The following is a 19,227-nucleotide window of genomic DNA, read 5'->3' on the forward strand; positions in this document are numbered from 1 at the left end:
GCTCACTGATCCCTGGTGCTCAACCGATCGCTCCCGTCATCGCGTGCGGCGCCACCGCTGGTTCGAGCAGCGACAACGTTCGCTGCTGCGCATCGAGGCCGATTCGGACGCCGACCGGCATCGGCAGGTTCGGGCCGGCATGCCCGAACTCGACGTTGCCCAGGACCGGGATGTCACGGTCGCCGAGGACGTCGAGGACGATCTCGCGCAGGGTAGGGGACGCGCCGGGCTCGAGTCCACTGATCTCGCGCGGAACGCCCACGACCATGCCGGATATCCGATCGAGAATGCCGCAGTGTCGCATCACCTGCAGATAGCTCCACACGTGCCATGCCAGGCCGCCCATCTCCTCCCAGAACAGCACCGCACCGTCGAACCATTCGAGCGGCAGCGCGTAAGGCGTCGCCTGCGCGAGCACGATGCGATTGATCACCCCGCCGATCAGCCGACCTTCGACACGACCAGGACGCCAGCACTCCCACGACGGGCTCGCAGGCAGCGCACCGATCGCCTCGGTACCGGTCAGCAACCTGGAGTAGAGCTTCTCGAGTTCCGCCTGGCGCGCCACGGGCGCAGACTGCCAGTGTCCGCCGAAGCCATGGACGGCCATGTCGGCATGGAAGCCGACCAGACCCGTGTGCGCGTAGAGCACCAGATGCAGCAGCGAGATGCCGCTGTAGCCGAGGATCGGCTTGGGGTCGGCCCTGATCGCCTCGACGTCGATCAGGTCAAGGTAGCCGAGAGCCGTCTGGCCGCCGTCACTCGCGACGATCGCACGCACCTCAGGATCACGCAGAAGACCATTGAGCTCCCTGGCGATCTCCGCCGGCGTGGCCGCGCTCCACCAGTGGCGGCGTCCAACTTCGAGTAGTGGAGCCCGACGCACGCGGAATCCCATCCTCTCGAGCACAGCCACGGCCTTCTCGACGTTGGGCTCGTAAGCGGCTGGGAGGCGGGACGGCCGCAGCGGACACGCTCGACGAGCAGCCTCCTGCCGTGAACGGTCAGCCGGGCATTACGGTGGGACACGAAGACCTCCGTGCGGTGCAGTCCTAGACAGCTCCACCACACCGGAGGTCTTCGCCATGATCAAGCACCCACGCGTGTCAACAACGCTCGTGATCAATACACGAGTCGTTGCCGGCCACGACGTTGGTGACGCTCGGGTGGAGGCGTGGGACGGGAGTGAGTTCGGGGGTGATCCGACGGGCGGCGGTTCTTCCACTTGGGCAGGCAGGCGCGGGAGAGTCCAGGAGCCTTCGGCATCCCTCGACGTCCAAGGGGGCGTTCGCATGTGTCACCGGGGCACCTCGGTGCTCCGGCCGGCCGTGATGGCGGTGAGGAGGGGGAACGCGATGAGCAACGCCACCGCGACGAGGAGTCCGCTCGTCCAGAGCGGCCCGAGGGTCCCGGCTTCGGTGGTGAGGGCGGTCGCAGCGATGACGGGGCCGACTGCGGCGCCCACATTGAGCGCCGCGGTCGCATACGAGCCGGCCATGGTGGGGGCTCCCGCGGCCTCGTAGAGGACCCGTGTGATCAGCGTGCTGCCCAGCGCGAACGACAGTGCGCCCTGCACGAACACGAGGACGAACAGGGCGGCCGGCTCGTTGGCCAGCACCGCGAGGGCCGGCCAGCCGATGAGCAGCAACGGACCGCCGAGTGCGATGACCAGATCGGGACGCCGGTCGGACAGTCGGCCGGCGACGGTGACGCCTACGAAGGAACCGGCGCCGAAGAGCACCAGCGCGACAGAGATCCACAACTGGCCCAGCCCGGCGCTGTCGGTCACCACGGGGGCGAGGAAGGTGAGGCTTCCGAACGTTGCCGCGTTCACGAGCGCACCGAGCAGCATCACCAGGATCAACCGTGGCCTGGTGAGCTGGGCGAGTTCCGCTCGCAAGGCTGGCATGCCAGTCGCCTCGTCCTCTTCACGTCCTGCCGGGATTCCCTTCAGGATGCCGAGAGTCGCAGGCAGACAGAGAGCGGCGACAGCCCAGAATGCGGCTCGCCAGCCGAGCAATGTGCCGAGCACCGACCCACCAGGGACACCGGCGATTGTGGCCACTGTCGTGCCCGACAGCAGCACGGCCAGCGCGCGTCCCTTCCTGTGGGGCGGGACCAGCGTGGCGGCAGCTGTCAGAGCGACGGCAAGGAACCCCGCGTTCGCGAGCGCGGCGACTACTCGGGTAGCGAACAGGATGGGGAAGCTCGTGGTGAGGGCGCCCACGGCGTGAGCTGCCGCGAAGACGAGTACGAACCCGACAAGGCCGGCGCGCCTGGGCCAGTTACGGGCAAGCGCGGCCACGAGAGGGGCACCGGCGATCATGCCGATCGCGAAGGCCGAGGTGAGGGCGCCTGCTGTCCCGACGGTGACGTCGAGATCTGAGGCGATCTCCGGCAAGAGGCCGGCGAGCATGAACTCCGAGGTCCCCATGGCGAAGACCGCCATGGCAAGCAGATACAGCGGCAGAGGCATCGAGTGACTCCGAGGTGAGAGAGGCGCGAGAAGGTCATCTCGTCACCGCGGCCAGCCCCAAGCACACACTCGTCCCACCGCCAATGCGGCGCGACGACAGGGCTACGAGCTCAGTGGTTCAGGGGCTGACGGCGTGACCGAAAGCCCCCACCTTGTCTGACTCAGGACTCGACATGGTCCGCACGCTACCCGACCGATGTCGGTCGAAGCATCTCCAAGAGACCCTCGACCTCCTGCTGCCGCACCCCGGCACCGCCGACGCCGGCCAACAAGCCTCCTCTCGCCTCGCAGCTACCCTTTGCGGGTTCGACATGACCCAGGGGGAAGTCCGTGTTCACGTCGGTCACCACGGATCGGCCGTGGCTGTTGGCTGTCACCGCACTGGTGATCCACTGCTCCGCGATGGCGAAATGGATACCCATCCAGAGATTCTGGACGGTTTATCCCTTCATCTGGGTGGTGTGCGGCACTGGAGCGGTGGCCCTCGGATCATGGCGCGGCTTCGCTCTGGCAGACATGCTCGTCCTGTGCTCGTTCGCGCTCATCGGGCTGACGATCGGCATGTATCCGACCCGCGACCTGTTCACGGTGTGGGCACACGAGATCAACAAGGGAGTGACGCGCGAGCGGTACGACTATCCGCGCTCACACCTCGCATTCTGTGGCGCCTCCGTGCTCGTCATGCTGGGCGCCGCGGTCTGGTTGTCCCACTGATACGCCGTTGGTCGGCGGGACCGGCCGATTCCGGCATGCACTGAATTGCCGACCGTCAGCGCCGACCTGATGGCACATCAGGAGAAGAAGCGCGCCTCCGGGTAGCGGTCCGACAGTCCGTCGAGCAGACCTTGGTCGTCCCGGCCGCGCAGCCAGCGGTCGAAGAAGGCGGCGAGGTAGGCCCGTTGGGCGCTGATCGCGCGCCTCGGTGCGATGGTGCCGATGTTCTCGACGACAGTCTTTCGGGGAAGGCCAAGCCGATGGGCGATTCGCGGGATGACCGCCTCCGCGTCGGTGTAGGTCGCGTGCTCCGCGCCATGCAGGGTCAGACCCCGGTGCCAGCCGTGACTGTGCCGCCACAGGGAGTCCCAGGACGGCACGGTGCCGAGGTCGTTGCCCTCCTTGCCGATCAGCAGGAAGGGGCGGTCGAGGCCGTTGGCCGCGACGGTGGAAAGGTTGCCGGGGGTGCTGTCCTCCTGGACATATGCGAGAACGCCGTCGAAGTCGGCTGCTGCTGCGATGCGTGGGTCGTCGTACATCGCCTGCAAAGCGGTGAAACCTCCTGCCGACTGGCCGAACATGCCGACGCGGTCCAGGTCCAGCGTGCCGCGCAGCTCCCGGGGCAGCGCACCGGGCAGTTCGTCGAGGACGAAGCGGGTGTCGGCCACCCGTACGGCCAGCGCCTTTCGCAAGAGCGCGGTGATGCGGTCCAGGTCCGGGTACGCCTTGGCGAACTCCGCGGGAAGTACCGTGCTTTCGACGCGACCGCCGAAAAACTGAACAGCCGTGGCGTCATACGTGTGATCGAGTGTCAGCACGACGTAGCCCCGGGAGGCAAGGTCGTCGCAGAGCGTGGTGCCCAGAGAACGCGGGTCCCCAGCACCGGGTGAGTAGCAGACGACCGGGTACGGCCCTGCGTTCCGGTCGACTGGGGCACCTTCATGAGCGTGGGTGCGAGTGGCCGACCAGTCGACCTCATCACTGGGCACATCGGAGAAGTTGTTCAAAGCGGCGAATCCGGCGGCCTCCCCGGGGAGCATCTGCGGTGCGGTCGGGTACGCGCCGGCGGCGCGGGCCGGATAGCGGATGCCGATCATGAGCTCCCGGTACGGCTGCGACGTCATCCAAGGATCGGGACGTGAGGCATCGACGAGGCGCAGGGAGATCGTCCCCACGGGGTACGGCCCACTGGGTGCGGGCAACCTCAGCCGTACACGCCCGGCCTCGCGCGGCGCGGCGGAAGCGGTTCGTGCGGAGATGGCGGACAGGGTGACGGCGGCAACGGCCGACAGCATGGCGGCGCGGCGAGTCTGCATGGCAGGCCCCCTCATCTGTACGTGTTCACAGCCCTTCCAACTTCGCGGATCGACTCGGTCACCTCCATCCGGCAGGCCGGTTGACGCACACGGGGGCTACCTGCAACCCGCCCGTGTCGAAGGGGCCGAGAGCTCGTCTCCGTGGAGTCGGGGCGGGGCGGGTGACTCTGCGCTCCGGGCGCGGCCCCGGGCCGGCGACGTCGGTTCCGAAGGAGCGTGGTCGGGGTCGTACATCTGCCGGACGCGACCGGGATGCGGTCCCGTGGCGTCTCCTGTTCGGGGGACTTCGACGCGACTGTCGTCAACCGGAAGGGAGGGGGTTCAGTGTCCCGTGCTCGTCTCCGGGAGCGGGCGGTCCACCTTGGTCCGGCGTTCCTTCAGCAAGAGCGCGCCCAGGACGGCCGCCGCGACCTGGCAGCCGGCCACAGCCAGGACGAGGCTTGGCAGGTCGGTGGTGTGGGGGTGGCGGCCCAGAGCACCCGGGTCCTCGTCGTGGGGCTCGTGGTGGCGGGGATGGCTTCGGGTTTCTCCTGGGCGCCCTTCTCCGACACCGCCGACCGCCTGCTGCCGGACCGTACGCGCGAGCGGGTCATGGCCCTGGTTCCCAGCGGCACCAATTTCGGTGTCACCGTGGCCGGGCCGCTCGCTCTGGTCGCCCGGGGAGCGAACTGGCGGTACGCCTGGATCGGCTTCGCGCTCGTCGCCTTCGCGATGGCCCGGTACGCGGCGCGGATCCTGCCCGCCGGACGCCACCGGGGTGACGCCGGCGGGACCGGTGGCGGACATGCCGTCACGGCACGCTGGTTCCTGGGCCCGGCAGCCGTACCGCTGTACGTCACCGCGTTCGTGTACGGCGTCATCGGGGCCTTCTACTGGGCTTTCGCACTGGAGGCCGTCTCGGACGCGGCGGGAGAGGACTCCCCGGTGGCGCCGCTCTTCTGGACGCTCATGGGGCTGGCCGGGCTCAGCGGTGTCTTCGCCGGTGCCTTCTTCCTGCGGTTGGGCCTGCGGCTCGGGCAGGCGGCGCTGTTCCTGGCGCTGTCCGCCGCGATCACCCTCCTCGGACTGGCCCCTGACGCCCTGGGCCCGGTGATCGCGTCGGCCGTTCTGTACGGGCCGGCGTTGATGGTCACATCGTCGCCGCTCGCGCTGTGGAGCTACCGCGTCTTTCCCGAGCAGCCGTCGACCGGGTTCAGCGCCACCGTGCCGGCGCGGGCTGGGGACACTGACGGGGCCCGCCACGCTCGGAGAGGTGGCGGACCACTACAGCCTGCGAGCCGGTTTCCTCGTGGCTGCGGCCGTGGCACTGATCACCCTGGCTTTCCGGCCCCCCGCGCGGCGGTCGGAGGACGATGTGACACGTGGGCAGGAGGCGGGAGTCGCTGCCCGCGAACGGTGAGGTTCCCCCGGTCAGCCGAACGGGCATGAAGACCCTGGAAGGGCGTGTACGGCGTCACGCGGGGTTCGCCCACTCCTCGCGGAGCATTCCGAAGAGCACGCGGTCGTAGCGCTCCCCCTCCACCAGGACAGCCGACCGGCGGCGGCCTTCCTCGCGGAAGCCCAGCTTGGTGAAGGCGCGCACGGCACGCTCGTTGCCGCTCCAGGTGTCCAGCTCCAGCCGGCTCAGACGGTACGCACCGAACAGGTGGTCCACGAGCAGCCGCAAAGCGTCCCTGCCGTGGCCGCGACCCCAGAACTCCCGCTCACCGATGGTGACTCCGAGCGTGGCCACTCCGGCGTAGGGGTCCAGGTCCCGGTAGTCGGCCATGCCTATCACCTTGCCGTCTGCCAGGTCCTCGACCGTGAACACGGCCGACTCCCTGGGGTTCAGTCGCAGCATGGTGTCGAAGCCGAGCCGGATCGCCTCCGCCGTGACCGGGCCGAACAACGGGTCACCGCCCGCGGCCCAGCGCACCACCTCTGGGTCGTTGCGCCACCGCACATGGTGCTCGGCGTCTTCGGAGCGCAGCGCGCGCAGTCTTACCAGCATTCCTTCGAACATGGTGCAAACCTACTCGGAGACACGTCACGGTCTGGACGGACACCGGCCTCCTGCCGGTGTTCCCGGAAGTGCGGGCCGAAAGCGCGCAGTTGCCGGACGTGGTCGTCGGGTCAGCGGTGGGAGACGCCCTGGGGACGTCAACGCTGAGTGCTGTGGGTTCCGCCGGGTGCTCATCGCGCCACCGCGTTCCCAGGTGCGCCCAGTCCGGCATCGTGAGGCCCTCCGTCGTACTGACGGTACTCGGCCGCCGTGATGTCGACCGTTGCGTGCCTGGGGTCGCAGTCACCGGGGCCGGGCTCCATGGATGCCGTCTTATGTCCTGGTCTTGTACAGCTCGCTGGTGTTCGGGCGGGCTGCCGGGCGGTGGTGGGCGGCGGGGCCCTGTGCGAAGGCTCGCAGGGCGTTCTCCGTGGTGCGGGTCACGAAGGCGCGGGTCCGGGCGTCCATCCCGTGGTCGCGCCCGCCGTCGGGGGTGCCGGCCATGAGGGCCTCCACCCAGCGCATGGTGCCGGTGGCGAACACGCCCGCGCCGCCGGCAGCCGTGTAGTAGGCCGAGTCGCTGTGGCTGCGGCGGCCACCGCACACCAGCGGAGAGTGCGCCGTGATCTCCAGCGGCTCGGGGACGGGGGCCGCGGGTGTGACCCGGTCGTATTCGACGCCGACCAGGTGGGCGAAGCCGTCGCCGGGCCGTACGCCCGTTCCTTCGTACAGCCAGTGGTCCGCCGCGTGGACGACGTACGGCGCGTCCGTCGGGTAGCCCTCGTAGAGCACTCCTGTGAGCGAGGACTCGGGGTCCGGCGCCGGGGCCTGGCGGAAGTCGGTGGTCACCAGGGCGGGCTTGGTGGTGTAGAAGGGGTCGGCCCCGACGGAGGACTTGTAGCAGACCACCGTACGGTCCGGCTGTGTCCGCCCCTGCTCGATGCGGACCCGGCGGAAGCAGGTGTTGGCGCCGAGGAAGACCACGTTGGTGCCGGCGTCGCGGGCCTGGGTGACATGCCGGCGCTGCTCCGGGGTCCAGTACTCGTCGTGCCCCAGACAGACCACCGCGGTCGCGCCGCGCAGGACCTCCGGGTCGCGGTGCATGTCCATGCCGGTGGTGTAGGCGAGGGGTATGCCGAGCCGTTCCGCCAGCACCACCGCCGCCCGTTCGTACACCATGAACTTCTCCGCACCGTCGGCGTCGTAGGGACGGTCGAAGCTGACGGCCAGGGAACGGGTGGCGTACGCACCGGAGGCACCGGCGTAGAGGCTGTAGCCGCCCCACCGGTTGTAGGCCTGCCAGGTGGCCGGGGCGTGGATCAGGACCGTTCGGCCCGTGCCCTGCGCGGAGCGCACGATGAGCGGGATGTAGCGCTGGTGGCCGCTGTCCGCCTCCAGCCGCAGCAGATACGCGCCCTCCGGCCAGCCGGCCGTGCCGAAGGTGAGCGTGCGCGGCCAGTCCGCGCGCACGGTGCGGGTGTCCGGCAGGAAGCGGGGTTCCGGCTGGGCGCGGCCACGTACGGGCTTGGACGACCACACGAGCCGGGCCTGGGTGCCGCCGTACCAGCCGACACGGAAGGCCGAGACCCGGAAGGACGACGCGGTCGTCGAGACGTACAGGCCGCACTCCTCGCCCGGTGTCACGCTCACCCGGTCGGCGTAGCCGGCGACGGCCGGGGCAGGGCCCCGGGACGTGATACGCCAGTCGGGTGTCCCGGACCGGTCCCGTTCCGCTTCGGGCCGGTGGGAGGACGCCGCCGGGGAGTGTTCGTGTGTGGGAGTGGACGCGTCGCAGGCCGCGGCCGTCACCGAGGCGAGCCCGAGGCCGGTGCAGGCTCCGAGAAAGCGCCTGCGTCCGGGCTGCCCCGCGTGTGCTGCCCCGTGGTCCGGACCCCCTTGCGTGGCAGGACCCATCTCCATGACGCCTCCCGTGGTCGCGGCTCGCGTGTCACCCGTCTCCGAGCCAAGGTGGCACAGCCCTACGGGCGGCGCGCCCCGCACAAGGCCGCCGGACGTCGCGGGGGGGCGCGGACGGGACACGTCAGCCAACGTCACTGCCCACCACCGCGCACCACCGTCAGCGACGACCGGACCAACGGTTCACCGGTCGGCGCCGGTGTGCGGAGGTTCACCGGGGCTTCCGGGACGTCCGGGACTTTGCCGCCGCACGCGCGGACCTCTGTCCGGCTGGTCGGTAGGGCCTGCGACAGCCGACGGGAACCGCGAGCGACGCGCAGCACCGGGCCGCGGCCCAAGGCGCTTCCCCGTTGTTCGTCCAGTCCACCATTCCACCGGACTCTGCGATCCGACCGTCGTCGCGGGAACCGCCGCCCAGTACCGGGCCGACCAGGCCGAACCGTGCCGCGACGACTGCCGGTTCACCGTCGTCCTGGAGTGGGTCTACCGAGGCCGCAAAGGCACAACCCGGGTGGACGACCAAGGCAATGGCTTCCGTTCGATGAATCTCACGACGGCCCGCAAGCGCTAGGTGTGCTGTACGGCGGATCGTGGCTGACGGTCGCCAGTAGGTGTGTGACCAGGGGGTTGTGGTCGTTCTCACGCCAGGCGACGGCCACTCGTGTACGAGCGGTGTTGGGTTCGATCCTGCGGAAGGCGACGCCTTCGAGGCGGATGCGTCGGATGCTCGCCGGGGCCAGGGAGACGCCCAGGCCGGTTTCCACGAGGGCGCACACGGTCTGCCACTCCACCGCGTGCTGGGCGATCCGCGGTGTGAAGCCTGCCGCGGTGCACAGGCCGATGATCTGGTCGTGCAGTGTCGGGCCGACCGCGCGGGGCAGCAGCACGAAGGGCGAGTCCGCCAGTTGTGCGAGCTGTACGGTCCGGTGGGTGGCCAGAGGATGGGTGGACGGCAGCACGGCCACGAAGGGCTCGCTGAGTACGGTACTGAAGCCGAGCCCTGTCTCGTCGGTGGGGGGTTCGCGCAGTAGACCGATGTCGATGGTCTTGTCGTGCAGGGCGGCGATCTGCGGAGCGGTGGTCATCTCGTGGATGTCCAGGTGCACGGCGGGGAACCGCTGCCGGAAGGTGCGCAGCAGGCCGGGCAGGACGGTCAGGGCCAGGGAGGCGGCGAAGCCGATCCGAAGGCGACCGGCCCGGCCGCTGCCGACGGCCCTGGCCGTGGCCAGGCCGTGCGCGAGGTCGGTGAGTGCCCGCCGGGCGGCGGGCAGCAGTTCGCGGCCGGCCGGGGTGAGCGTGACACGTCCCGGTTCGCGGGTGAACAGCGCGTGACCGACCTTGTCCTCCAGGCGGCGGATCTGCTGGCTCAGCGGCGGCTGGGCGATGCCCAGGCGGGCGGCCGCGTGGCCGAAGTGGAGTTCCTCGGCGAGCACGACGAAGGCGTGCAGCTGCGGGAGGGGAAGTTCGGGGCGCTCCATACGCCTAGAGGTATCAGGCCATGCCTTCAGCTGTATTGGACGTATCTGTGCCGGCCACTTAGCGTTCGGCGCATGACAGAGCGACACGCGATCCTCAGCGGCTCGGCCTTTGAGGAGCAGATCGGCTATGCCCGTGCCGTGGTCGACGGGGACTGGGTGCATGTGTCCGGGACGACCGGCTTCGACTACACCACCATGACGATCTCCGACGACGTGGTGGTGCAGGCCGAGCAGTGTCTGCGCAACATCGAGGCCGCGCTGGCCGAGGCGAAGTGCACCTTCGCCGACGTGGTGCGGGTGCGCTACTTGCTGCCCGACCGCGAAGACTTCGAGCCCTGCTGGCCGGTCCTGCGCCGCTGCTTCGGCGACGTTCAGCCGGCCGCCACGATGCTCGTGTGCGGTCTCGCCGACCCGCGGATGAAGATCGAGATAGAGGTGTACGCGCGGCGGCGCGTCCCGCCTCACGGTGGTGCCGTGAGCGATCACTCGGTAGCGCCTGTCGCGCCCGTCGGGGCATACGAACCCCCTTACCACGTGGCTGTCTTCACTACGGTGCGGACCCCGGACCAGAGCGGCTACAGCGAGACCAACGCACGCATGGAAGACCTGGTGAAGGACGTCCCCGGGTACCTGGGGATGGACCACGCGCAGACTCCCGGGGGGCTGGGCATCACTGTCGGGTACTTCCGCGACGCCGACGCCCTCACCCGGTGGCGGACCAACGTCGAACACCGCGCGGCGCAACAGCGCGGGCGAGCCGAGTGGTACCAGAGCTACACCCTGCACGTGGCGAAAGTGGAGCGGAGCCACGGGTTCACTCGCGCAGAGACTCCGTAGAGCCCGACAGCAGGCCGGAGAGGCCCTCTTGTCGCAGCGGGTTGCCACGGCTCGAAAGCGAAGGCGAGTGGGAGACGCCCGCCCTCACAGCGCGGCGGACCTTGCAGGCGAGCCCACCCCGTGACCGGCCCGGAGCCTCATCCGATCGGTGCCGAGCCGGTCTGCTGATGTGGAATCGACACCGACCGCGCTCCCGGGGATCCAGCACACCGTCTCCAGCGTGTCTCTCCGCGCAGCGCGGTGGGGCGGGGCGGGACATCGGCTGGGGACTCCTCGCCGTCTGGAGGTACCGTGCCGCCGGCCACGTTCGGCACATCGCCTGCCCTGTAGGGGCTTGAGCTTGAGGAGCCCCAACTCGCCGAGGCGAAACGCCATCCCCGGACGGGACGACGTTCAGGCAAGGTGCTGCTCGAAGAAGGAGGCAGCCTCCCCGCCCACCCGTACACGCACGGCGGGGTCGGCAGGTTCCGGCAGGAAGAAGTCTTCGTGGCGAACGTCGGGGCCGGCTGAGCAGCCCCTTGCCGTGGGGATGTGGTCCAGGTACGGCCGGGTGTCGACCTCGTAGGGGTTGACCGTGTCCGCTCCACCCCAGCGAATGCCCACCGGCACCTGCACCGTCGCCAGGCTCTCTCGGGTCACGAGACCGCCGACTCCGGGAGCCACTTGGAAGACCGCCCGGACTCGGGGATCCGAGAAGTCGGCCCCGGCGCTGTTGAGCGCGTGCCGCAACGACTCGTCCAGCGGGTACTTCCTCCGCAGCGCCTCCAGTGCGCCGGGGAACTCGGGAATCTCCGGCAGGGGAACCGCCCCCGTCATCACCGCCCACAGAATCCGCGGATCGACACGAACACCGGCGAGTGCCACCGCCGTATAGCCGCCCAGGGAGAAACCCGCCACACCAACCGGCCCGAGGGGCTGCTCGCGAGCGAGTACGTCGAGGACGAAGGAGACGTCGCGAGGCCGTTCCCACACATACAGAAAGCCTTCCGGCTCGTAGCCGTCGATGAAGTCGTTGCCGTGGTGGTCCAGAGCCACGACGCGGAAACCCGCCTCGTGCAGCGGTCCTACCAGCCACTCCATACTGCTGCCGGAACCTCCGGTGCCGTGCGAGACGACGACCAGTGGGGCGAGGGGGGCCAGCGGATGATTCGGCTCCCACAGGTAGATACGGACAGGTCGCGGACGAGCCGGATCCCGCAGGTCACTGCGGGACTCGTCGTACAGAACGCGTATCAGCGGCTGCTGCCCGGAGATCGTCATGGCGACATCGTAGGTTCGGCGCGAACGATGAGGATCAGGTCACTGCCAGGGAGACGAGGTACGGGGCGCGCTCACGCCGGACCGGGCGCGGGCCTGGCCTGAGCGCCCAGTCCCCTACGAGCTGCCCCGACCGGCGGACGGTCGTACATTCGGATACGTGGAGGAGATGCCTCGGCGCATCGACCCTTCGACGGACCGGGCCGCAGCCGCCGTGCTGCTCGGATGCACTCCGAACCAGGTCGGCTACTGCGCGCGCTGCCAGGGGCTGACGCGCCGCTACGGGCCCACCGCGCAGGTCGTGTGTGCGGCCTGCCGCGCGGCCGAGGCCGCCCCGTCCGCCGATGGTTCCTCCAGCTGACGTCCGCGCTCAACCGGCGGCCGGCACAGCTCCTCGACCCACTGCGGCCAGGAGCGGGCTCACTTGAGCCGTCAAGGGCCGGTTGTTACCGAAGGGAATGCAGGCGGGCCGGCCGCCCGTCTGGCCGAGGCGGCAGCTGATCGATGGCATACGGTTCGGGTTCGGACGGGGTTCCGTGGCGGGACGTACCCGTCGAGTACGGGCCATGAGGCCGGGTCTACGATCTGTTCCGGCGATCGGCTGGCCGTCGCACTTCCTGCCGGTGGTCGAATCCGGACGCGCGTGATCCGGTGAGCGCGGGATACCAGCAGGTCATGAGGTTGCTTGCCACAGTGCGCGAAATGGACCGTCGTCTGACCAAGCGGATGGCTTCCTGGCGGGAACCCGGGCTCCACCGCACGCTGTCGGTGGTGGAGGAAACGGCGGAAGCCACCAAGTTGTGGTGCGGTGCCGCCGCGGTGATGGTCTGGGCCGGCGGGTGGAAGGGCCGTAAGGCGGCGGTGGCGGGTCTGACGGCTCTCACCGTGGCGCAGTTGGTGTGCAACGGTGTGTGCAAGCAGGTGATCGACCGTCCGCGCCCACCCGAGGAGTGGATCCCTCACGATGAGGTGGAGGACCGGCCTGATTCCTCGTCGTTCGCCTCCGGACACACCGCGGCCGCGCTGGCTTTCACCGCTGCGGTCGCCCCCTCGTGGCCGTCGGCCGGGGCGGTATGCGCGGTGCCGGCCGCGCTGGTGGCCGTGGAACGGGTGCAGTCAGGTGCCCACTACCCCAGTGACGTCGCCGCCGGTGCCGCCATCGGGCTCGTCAGCGCCTGGCTGGTCAGGCACCTTCCGCGACTGGTGCTGCGCGTGTGGCGGTGACAGGGTCCTCCGCGCCGGCCCTGTTCATGATGCCGATCGCCTTCACCGAACTGCGGGGCCTCGCCGGGACGGCCGGCCTGCCGACCTCCCCGCGCAACACGGTTCAGCGTTTCCCGGAGTTGGCCAGCCAGGCGACCGTAGTGCCCCTGGTCGTGGCGGTCGTACGCCGTGACCGTCCTACGTGCCCGCCGGGCCGTTCCGTGGGGGCGGGGTCCTGGGGACCACCCCGCCCAACCCGTAGCACGGTCACCTCCGGGCGTCGGCCGTGGGACGGCAGCCACTCCGTGGGACGGCAGCCACTGGCCGCCGGGTGAAGCGGCTCGGGCTGGGGGGTCGTCGAACCGGCGGTCCGAGCCGTCGATGCCAGGGCGCCGAGGACGTGGGGGCGGGGCGTCAGTCGCCTGACCGCGGAGTCGGACGGCGGTGGCCGCCCGGTCACCTGCCCCGCCGCACGTGCGGCCGCCTCGGGGTGGGGCGTCCGACGTGTGGCAGCAGCCGCGTCGAGGGCGTGGCGGCGAGCGTCTTCCGGAACCGCCGAGGAGTCGGCGTCCGGGTGGCCGGGCAGTCGGCCGCGTCGGAGTCGGCCGCCTGTCGTCGCCCCGGTTGCCGTCGCTGCCCGGCAGCCGCTCGCCGCCCCCTCGGACGTCTCACCGGCCCCGCGCGTCGGCACCCACGGCGACCGCCGTGTCACGCGGCTTCTCATGGCGGCACGCGACCGGGGAATCAGGGTGCGCCGTCTTCCACTCCCGCTACCGCGTTTATAGTTCAACTACATTCGGTGCCACGAGGAGGTCGCACCATGGCGGAGCTCGGTCTGGCCGACACGGTCGGCATCCTGCGGCAACCCGGTGTGCGGACACGGCACAGCAGCGCCGGGCTCGGGTGGGAGCGGCTGTTCCTCTCCACCCAGGAGGAGCAGCCCTATCGTGCCGCCTTCGACCCGGCGCCCACGCATCTGCTGATCCTGCACCTGAGCGGCCCCGTCACCGTGCGGCGGGGGCGCGGGGCGGGCACCCGGTCGCGGACGATCCCGGCCGGTGGGCTCTTCCTGCAACCGGCCGGCCGTACTCTCGCCGTCGAACTCGGCGGCACGCTCGACACGGTCCACGCCTACCTCACCGACGACGCGCTCTGCGAGGCGAACGACGGACGGCCCGTGGAACTGTCCGAGGAACTCGGCACCACCGATCCCCTGGCCGAGCAGCTTGTGCTCGCGCTGGCCGGCGCGGTGCGCTCGTGGGAGCCGTCGGCCCGTACCTACACCGACCACCTGACCGGGATGCTCGCCGCACAGCTCGCCCGCCGGCACGGCGTCCGGGAGGCGGCGCCGGCGGAGAGCCGGTCCGGGCTGTCCGCGCGCCGACTCGCCGCCGTCCGCGCGCTCATGGAGGAGCGGCTGGCCGAACCGCTGCCGATCGCCGACCTCGCCGAGGCGGCCTCGCTGAGCCCCAGCCAGTTCACCCGGCAGTTCCGGAAGAGCACGGGACAGTCACCGCACCAGTTCCTGCTCGCGCTGCGTCTGGAGCGGGCCTGCCGGCTGCTGCGCACCGGTACCGACCCGATCGCCGAGGTGGCCGTCGCCTGCGGGTTCTCCCACCAGGAGCACCTCACCCGGGTGATGCGCGCCCGGCTCGGCACCACCCCCGCCGCGCTGCGCCGCTCCGGCTGACCGGGGCGCCGAGGCTCTCAGCGCTCCAGCACCAGTGCCTCGGGTACGTGGGCCTCGTTGAGCTCGACGGGGTGCAGGTCGACGGGGCGAGGTCCGCCCTGGCGAGCACCTTGCGGATCGCGTCGACCGGCCCGAGCCCGAAGTGCCGCGGCTCGATGCCGTCACCGCCGCCGCCCGCACCCGCGCCGGCGGCTCACGTCCGATCATCGTGATCCCTTCCTCGTCGACGAGCAGCAGCGCGCGACCCCGTCGTTGAGCGGCGAGACGTTGCCGGCGGTGGTGGGTGCCGTCCGCACGGAACATCGGTTGACGGACGAGCCCGTGACCCGGCCGATGTGGTCCGCCGCCGGCAGGACGCCGAGGTCCCGCCCGACGGCCCCGCGGTCGTGCGACACGACCGCGAGGCGCATCACCCCTGTCGCGTTCAGGGCATCGCCGAGGGTCTCCCCTCGCGACCTCCCCTAACGCGCCAGGACATGGCGGAGCGCGCCGAGGAGGTCTTCCTCCGCCGCCTCGGTGGTCCCGGTGACGGTGGTCCGGCGCCAGGCGACGTGTCCGTCCGGGCGTACCAGCAGTACGCCGTCCTCGGCGATCTCGCTGACGCGGCTCCATTCGCCGTAGGCGTCACGGTAGTTGTCGTCACCGACGCGGACCACGCGCAGCGGTACGCCGAGGGCGTCGCCGCAGGCGTGCGCGGCGGTCTCCCAGACACCGCCGGACAGGCCGGTCAGCACGGTGAAGACACCGCGGCCGACGACGTCCAGCGTGGAGACGCGCTCGCCCTGGGCGTCGACCAGCCAGGCGTGGGGCAGTTTGGCGCCGGGCCGGGTCGTCGGCTGGTGCACCAACTCGCGGTCGCCCGACCACACTTCGTCCGGGCTGTCGTCGGGGAGCACCGCGGTGGAGACGTACCGCTGGTTCATCTCCACGCCGTGCGCGTTGAACTCGTAGTTCTTCAGCTGGATCGCCTCTTCGAGCTGCCGCCTCTTCTTGGCGCCCTCGGGTGTGCGCTCCCGCATCGCCGCGATCCCTTCGGCGATGCCCTCCGCGTCGCTGCCGCCGCCGACGCCGAGTACGTCGAAGATCGGCCCGAACTGGTCGCGGCTGAGGTTGGCCCGCTCGACGATCTGCCGCCCCACGGGGGCGCGTTCGGCCGTGTAGCTGTCGAGCAGCGCGGGTCCCGCCTCGCCGCGGATCACCATCGCGAGCTTCCACGCGAGGTTGTACGCGTCCTGGACGGAGGTGTTGGAGCCCAGTCCGTTGGACGGCGGATGGCGGTGCACGGCGTCTCCGGCGCAGAAGACCCTGCCGCTCGCGTACTCCTCGGCGTAGGCGTGGTTGACGGTCCACAGCGAGGTCGACGTGATCTCCACCGGCAGGTCGGGATCGCCGACGAGGTCGCGGACGATCGTGCGCGCGGCCTCCTCGTCGACCCGCGGCGGCGGCTGCTCTATGTCGTAACCCCACACCAGCAGCCACTCGTTCCACGGGCGGACCATCCGGACCAGGCCCATGCCGATGCCTCCCGTGTCCGCGCCGGGCTGGAGCACCCAGTACAGGACGCTCGGACGGTGGGCGCAGTACCGGGCGAGGTCGGCCTTGAAGACGATGTTCATGCTGCCGGCCTTGGCCATGCGACCGGCGAAGGGCAGGCCGAGTTGCTCGGCGACCGCGCTGCGCCCGCCGTCGGCGCCGATCAGGTAGCGGGCGCGGACCGTGAACTCGTCGCCTCGGACCCGGTCGCGCAGCAGGGCGGTGACGCCGTCCTCGTCCTGTTCGAAGCTGACGAACTCGGTGTCGAAGCGGACCTTTGCGCCGCGGGCCGCCGCGTTGTCGACGAGGATCGGCTCCAGATAGGTCTGCGGCAGGTCGATCATCTCGCAGGGGCTCTTGGCGGAGTACTCGGTGGCCGTCGCGGGGCCGGTGCCCCAGCTGCGGATGCGGCCGATCTCGTCGCCCGTCAGGGCCGTGCACAGCACCGTGTCCCCCATCAGGTGGGAGGGGCTGCCGAGGGCCAGCGCCTCCGACTCGACGCCGAGGTCGCGCAGGACCTCCATGGTGCGCTGGTTGGTGATGTGCGCCCGCGGGGTGTTGGCGAGCCACCCGTACTTCGTCACCAGCAGGGTGCGGACGCCGTAGGTGGCCAGCAGCAGGGCGGCCGAGCCTCCTGCCGGGCCGCTGCCGACGACGAGGACGTCGGTGTCGTAGGCGTCGAGCGGGTCGGTGGTCGTCATGTGTGTGTGCGCTCCTCGGTCATCCGGCCTGGGGGGCGAGACGGAAGGTGTAGTCGAGCCGGCACCACTGGCCGTCGACCGGACGGCCGTCGGGGGTGGGGCCGGACCGCGGTGTGAAGTCGACGACGAGTTCGTCCTTGACTCCGAAGACGGTGTCGCTGTCCAGGTACGCTCCGCCGGCCACGAACAGCTGCGTGACGAGCCGGCGGTGGCCGGGCGCGTCGAACATGAAGTGGAGGTGGGGCGCCCGGTAGGGGTGGCGGCCGACCGCGTCGAGCATCTGCCCGACCGGTCCGTCGGCGGGAATCGGGTAGTGCGCGGGCAGGATGGACCAGAACGTGACCCGCCCCTCGCTGTCGCTGCGCAGCCGGGCCCGCAGCACCGGTCCGTCCAGATCGGGGAGTTGTACGTCGTAGAAGCCGTCCTCGTTGGACTGCCACACGTCCACCACCGCGTCCTTGACCGGCCGGCCCTCGCTGTCCGTGACATGTACGTCCACCCACAGCGGGGTGCCGTGCAGGCCGCCGGAGATGTCGCTGCCGAGCGCGGTCTCGGGCGGGCCCTCCACGTAGAAGGGGCCGAGCACCGCGGACGGGGTGGTGTCGGGCGTGCGGGAGTTGGTGAGCAGGTCCACGGCGCTGGAGACGCCGAGCGTGTCGGACAGCAGCACGAACTCCTGGCGGGTCGGGCCGCAGAGCTGTCCGGTGCGGGTGAGGAAGTCGATGGCGTACTGCCATTCGGCGTCGGTGACGTCGTTGGCCGCTACGAAGGCGTGCAGGTGCCGGACGAGGTCGCTCATCAGCGTACGGACCCGGGGGTCGGCGGCGTGCGCGAAGCTGGCGACCACCTCCTCGGTGAGCCGGGCCAGCTTCGCCTCCGTCGAGGGCGGGCCCTGCGGGCGGCGTCCCCGCCAGGCGCCGGCCAGCAGCTCGCCGATACCCTCGGCGGTCAGCTCACGCGGGTTGGGGTACGGCGTCGAGGTGGCCAGCTCGGCCGCGCGTGCCAGGTCGGACTCCGCCATGCCGAGCTCGCGCAGCGAGGTGGGGCCGCCCAGGGAGACGATCAGGTCGTACACGCCGCTCGGTGCGTCGGGTACGCCCAGGGCGTCGGCGATGCGGCGCATGACCTCGGGGACGGCGGGTGCGTTGTAGGCCATGGCGTGCGCCAGCACGACGGTGTGGGTCTCGGCGTGCGGCAGGCCGAAGCTGCCGCCGAGGGTGTGGCACAGCTTGTGGTGCAGGCCCATGCCGACCGTGGCGAGGCAGGTCCCGGCGAGCCAGGCGGCGTGCAGCAGGTCGGCCCGGGCCTCCGGGTCGGCCGGGTCGGCGGCCAGCCGGGGCAGCGCCCTCGCGATGCCCGAGATGGCGTCGAGGGCCTGCCGGTCCGTCACCGGATTGGCGTCGGCCGAGTAGAGGGCCTCGACGGCGTGCGCGAGGGCGTTGACGCCGCTGGTCACCGTCATGGGCAGCGGCAGCGTGAGGGTGAGGTCGACGTCGTAGACGACGGTCTCGGGCAGGATCGCCGGGGAGGACTGGGTGACCTTGCGCCCGTCCTGGGTCTCGCCGAGCACCGGGGTCACCTCGGAACCGGCGTAGGTGGTCGGCAGGATCACCTGCGGGAGGTCCGTGCGCAGGGCCAGCGCCTTGGACAGGCCGGTCGTCGAGCCGCCGCCGACGGCCACGATCACGTCGGCCGAAGCGTGGGTGAGCACGTCGAGCGCCTGCTCGGTCACCTCGACCGGGGTGTGCATGGCGGCGCCGTCGAACTCCGCCACGACGAGGTCTCCGAGCGCCTCGCGGACCCGGGTGGCGGTCCGGGCCAGGGGCCGGCCGCACAGCAACAGGACACGGGAGCGGCCGAGCCGCTCGACCTCCTCCCGGAGCCGGCCCACCGTGCCGGATCCGAAGACGACCCGCGAGGGACGGGATGTGTGGACGAACGTCCGCATTGAGTTCTGCCTCCGCCTGTCATCCGGTGTGCGTCGATGGCTTGGATCACCGAGTGTGCGGAGGAGGGCGGCACGTCGTCCTGCACGATGCGCGCGCCGCGCTGCACGAAACGCGCGTGTGTTCCGGGGCCGGCGCACGGGGGGGCTTGCCGCCCCGGTGCGCAGCGCCAGTGCGA

The 19,227-nt window shown here is 70.7% G+C and carries 15 protein-coding genes and 1 pseudogene; 6 read left to right on the forward strand and 10 right to left on the reverse strand.

Going from position 1 to position 19,227, the window contains the following annotated elements; all coding sequences use genetic code 11:
• Positions 1 to 19 precede the first annotated feature (19 nt).
• The 3 genes and pseudogenes from IE273_RS23000 to IE273_RS23005 form a co-directional block, all read right to left on the reverse strand.
• The gene (locus IE273_RS23000; RefSeq protein WP_229887375.1) at positions 20 to 916 is read right to left on the reverse strand and encodes a S66 peptidase family protein; all 897 of its coding nucleotides are present in this window, start codon (positions 914 to 916) and stop codon (positions 20 to 22) included.
• Positions 895 to 1,029, reverse strand: a pseudogene (locus tag IE273_RS45200) (IS481 family transposase); the annotation flags it as partial. The gene IE273_RS23000 and the pseudogene IE273_RS45200, both read right to left, overlap by 22 nt.
• A 268-nt stretch (positions 1,030 to 1,297) precedes the next feature.
• Positions 1,298 to 2,476 (reverse strand): Cmx/CmrA family chloramphenicol efflux MFS transporter, encoded by a 1,179-nt coding sequence (locus IE273_RS23005; protein ID WP_189817050.1) that lies wholly within the window; start codon positions 2,474 to 2,476, stop codon positions 1,298 to 1,300.
• A gap of 330 nt (positions 2,477 to 2,806) precedes the next feature.
• On the opposite strand from IE273_RS23005, the gene IE273_RS43665 reads away from it, so the two are divergent.
• On the forward strand, positions 2,807 to 3,190 hold the full coding sequence (locus IE273_RS43665; protein ID WP_229887377.1) for a hypothetical protein: 384 nt from the start codon (positions 2,807 to 2,809) through the stop codon (positions 3,188 to 3,190).
• A gap of 77 nt (positions 3,191 to 3,267) precedes the next feature.
• On the opposite strand, the gene IE273_RS23015 is transcribed toward IE273_RS43665, so the two are convergent.
• Positions 3,268 to 4,521: an alpha/beta hydrolase family protein gene (locus IE273_RS23015; RefSeq protein ID WP_308437056.1), complete on the reverse strand. Its 1,254-nt coding sequence runs from the start codon at positions 4,519 to 4,521 to the stop codon at positions 3,268 to 3,270.
• Between the two features lie 309 nt (positions 4,522 to 4,830).
• Here IE273_RS23015 and IE273_RS23020 point away from each other — a divergent pair, with 309 nt between their 5' ends.
• Positions 4,831 to 5,934 (forward strand): YbfB/YjiJ family MFS transporter, encoded by a 1,104-nt coding sequence (locus IE273_RS23020; RefSeq protein WP_229887379.1) that lies wholly within the window; start codon positions 4,831 to 4,833, stop codon positions 5,932 to 5,934.
• Between the two features lie 25 nt (positions 5,935 to 5,959).
• On the opposite strand, the gene IE273_RS23025 is transcribed toward IE273_RS23020, so the two are convergent.
• The 3 genes from IE273_RS23025 to IE273_RS23035 form a co-directional block, all read right to left on the reverse strand.
• Positions 5,960 to 6,508: a GNAT family N-acetyltransferase gene (locus IE273_RS23025; RefSeq protein WP_189817052.1), complete on the reverse strand. Its 549-nt coding sequence runs from the start codon at positions 6,506 to 6,508 to the stop codon at positions 5,960 to 5,962.
• A 312-nt stretch (positions 6,509 to 6,820) separates the two neighbouring features.
• Positions 6,821 to 8,137, reverse strand: a complete 1,317-nt coding sequence (locus tag IE273_RS23030) for a N,N-dimethylformamidase beta subunit family domain-containing protein (protein ID WP_308437057.1) — start codon at positions 8,135 to 8,137, stop codon at positions 6,821 to 6,823.
• 815 nt (positions 8,138 to 8,952) lie between these two features.
• Entirely contained in the window at positions 8,953 to 9,882 is a 930-nt protein-coding gene (locus IE273_RS23035) for a LysR family transcriptional regulator (RefSeq protein ID WP_189817053.1), read from the reverse strand.
• Between the two features lie 72 nt (positions 9,883 to 9,954).
• Between IE273_RS23035 and IE273_RS44970 the strand changes: the two genes are divergently transcribed.
• Positions 9,955 to 10,719, forward strand: a complete 765-nt coding sequence (locus IE273_RS44970; protein ID WP_189817054.1) for a Rid family hydrolase — start codon at positions 9,955 to 9,957, stop codon at positions 10,717 to 10,719.
• Between the two features lie 393 nt (positions 10,720 to 11,112).
• On the opposite strand, the gene IE273_RS23045 is transcribed toward IE273_RS44970, so the two are convergent.
• Positions 11,113 to 11,979, reverse strand: coding sequence for an alpha/beta hydrolase family protein (locus IE273_RS23045; protein WP_189817055.1), 867 nt, complete (start codon positions 11,977 to 11,979; stop codon positions 11,113 to 11,115).
• A 166-nt stretch (positions 11,980 to 12,145) separates the two neighbouring features.
• On the opposite strand from IE273_RS23045, the gene IE273_RS23050 reads away from it, so the two are divergent.
• From IE273_RS23050 to IE273_RS23060, 3 genes are all read left to right on the forward strand, one after another.
• Positions 12,146 to 12,337, forward strand: coding sequence for a hypothetical protein (locus IE273_RS23050; protein WP_229887436.1), 192 nt, complete (start codon positions 12,146 to 12,148; stop codon positions 12,335 to 12,337).
• A gap of 341 nt (positions 12,338 to 12,678) precedes the next feature.
• Positions 12,679 to 13,200 carry a phosphatase PAP2 family protein gene (locus tag IE273_RS23055; RefSeq protein ID WP_229887381.1) on the forward strand — a complete coding sequence of 174 codons (522 nt, stop codon included), beginning with the start codon at positions 12,679 to 12,681 and terminating at the stop codon, positions 13,198 to 13,200.
• Positions 13,201 to 13,999: 799 nt separating this feature from the next.
• Positions 14,000 to 14,869, forward strand: a complete 870-nt coding sequence (locus IE273_RS23060) for a helix-turn-helix domain-containing protein (RefSeq protein ID WP_189817058.1) — start codon at positions 14,000 to 14,002, stop codon at positions 14,867 to 14,869.
• 461 nt (positions 14,870 to 15,330) lie between these two features.
• Here the strand turns inward: IE273_RS23060 and IE273_RS23065 are convergent, their stop codons facing one another.
• The gene (locus IE273_RS23065; RefSeq protein WP_189817059.1) at positions 15,331 to 17,103 is read right to left on the reverse strand and encodes an FAD-dependent oxidoreductase; all 1,773 of its coding nucleotides are present in this window, start codon (positions 17,101 to 17,103) and stop codon (positions 15,331 to 15,333) included.
• 19 nt (positions 17,104 to 17,122) lie between these two features.
• The gene (locus tag IE273_RS23070) at positions 17,123 to 19,051 is read right to left on the reverse strand and encodes a maleylacetate reductase and hydroxyquinol 1,2-dioxygenase domain-containing protein (RefSeq protein WP_189817060.1); all 1,929 of its coding nucleotides are present in this window, start codon (positions 19,049 to 19,051) and stop codon (positions 17,123 to 17,125) included.
• Positions 19,052 to 19,227 lie beyond the last annotated feature (176 nt).

Source organism: Streptomyces olivaceoviridis (genome assembly GCF_014650115.1).
Lineage (GTDB): Bacteria > Actinomycetota > Actinomycetes > Streptomycetales > Streptomycetaceae > Streptomyces > Streptomyces olivaceoviridis.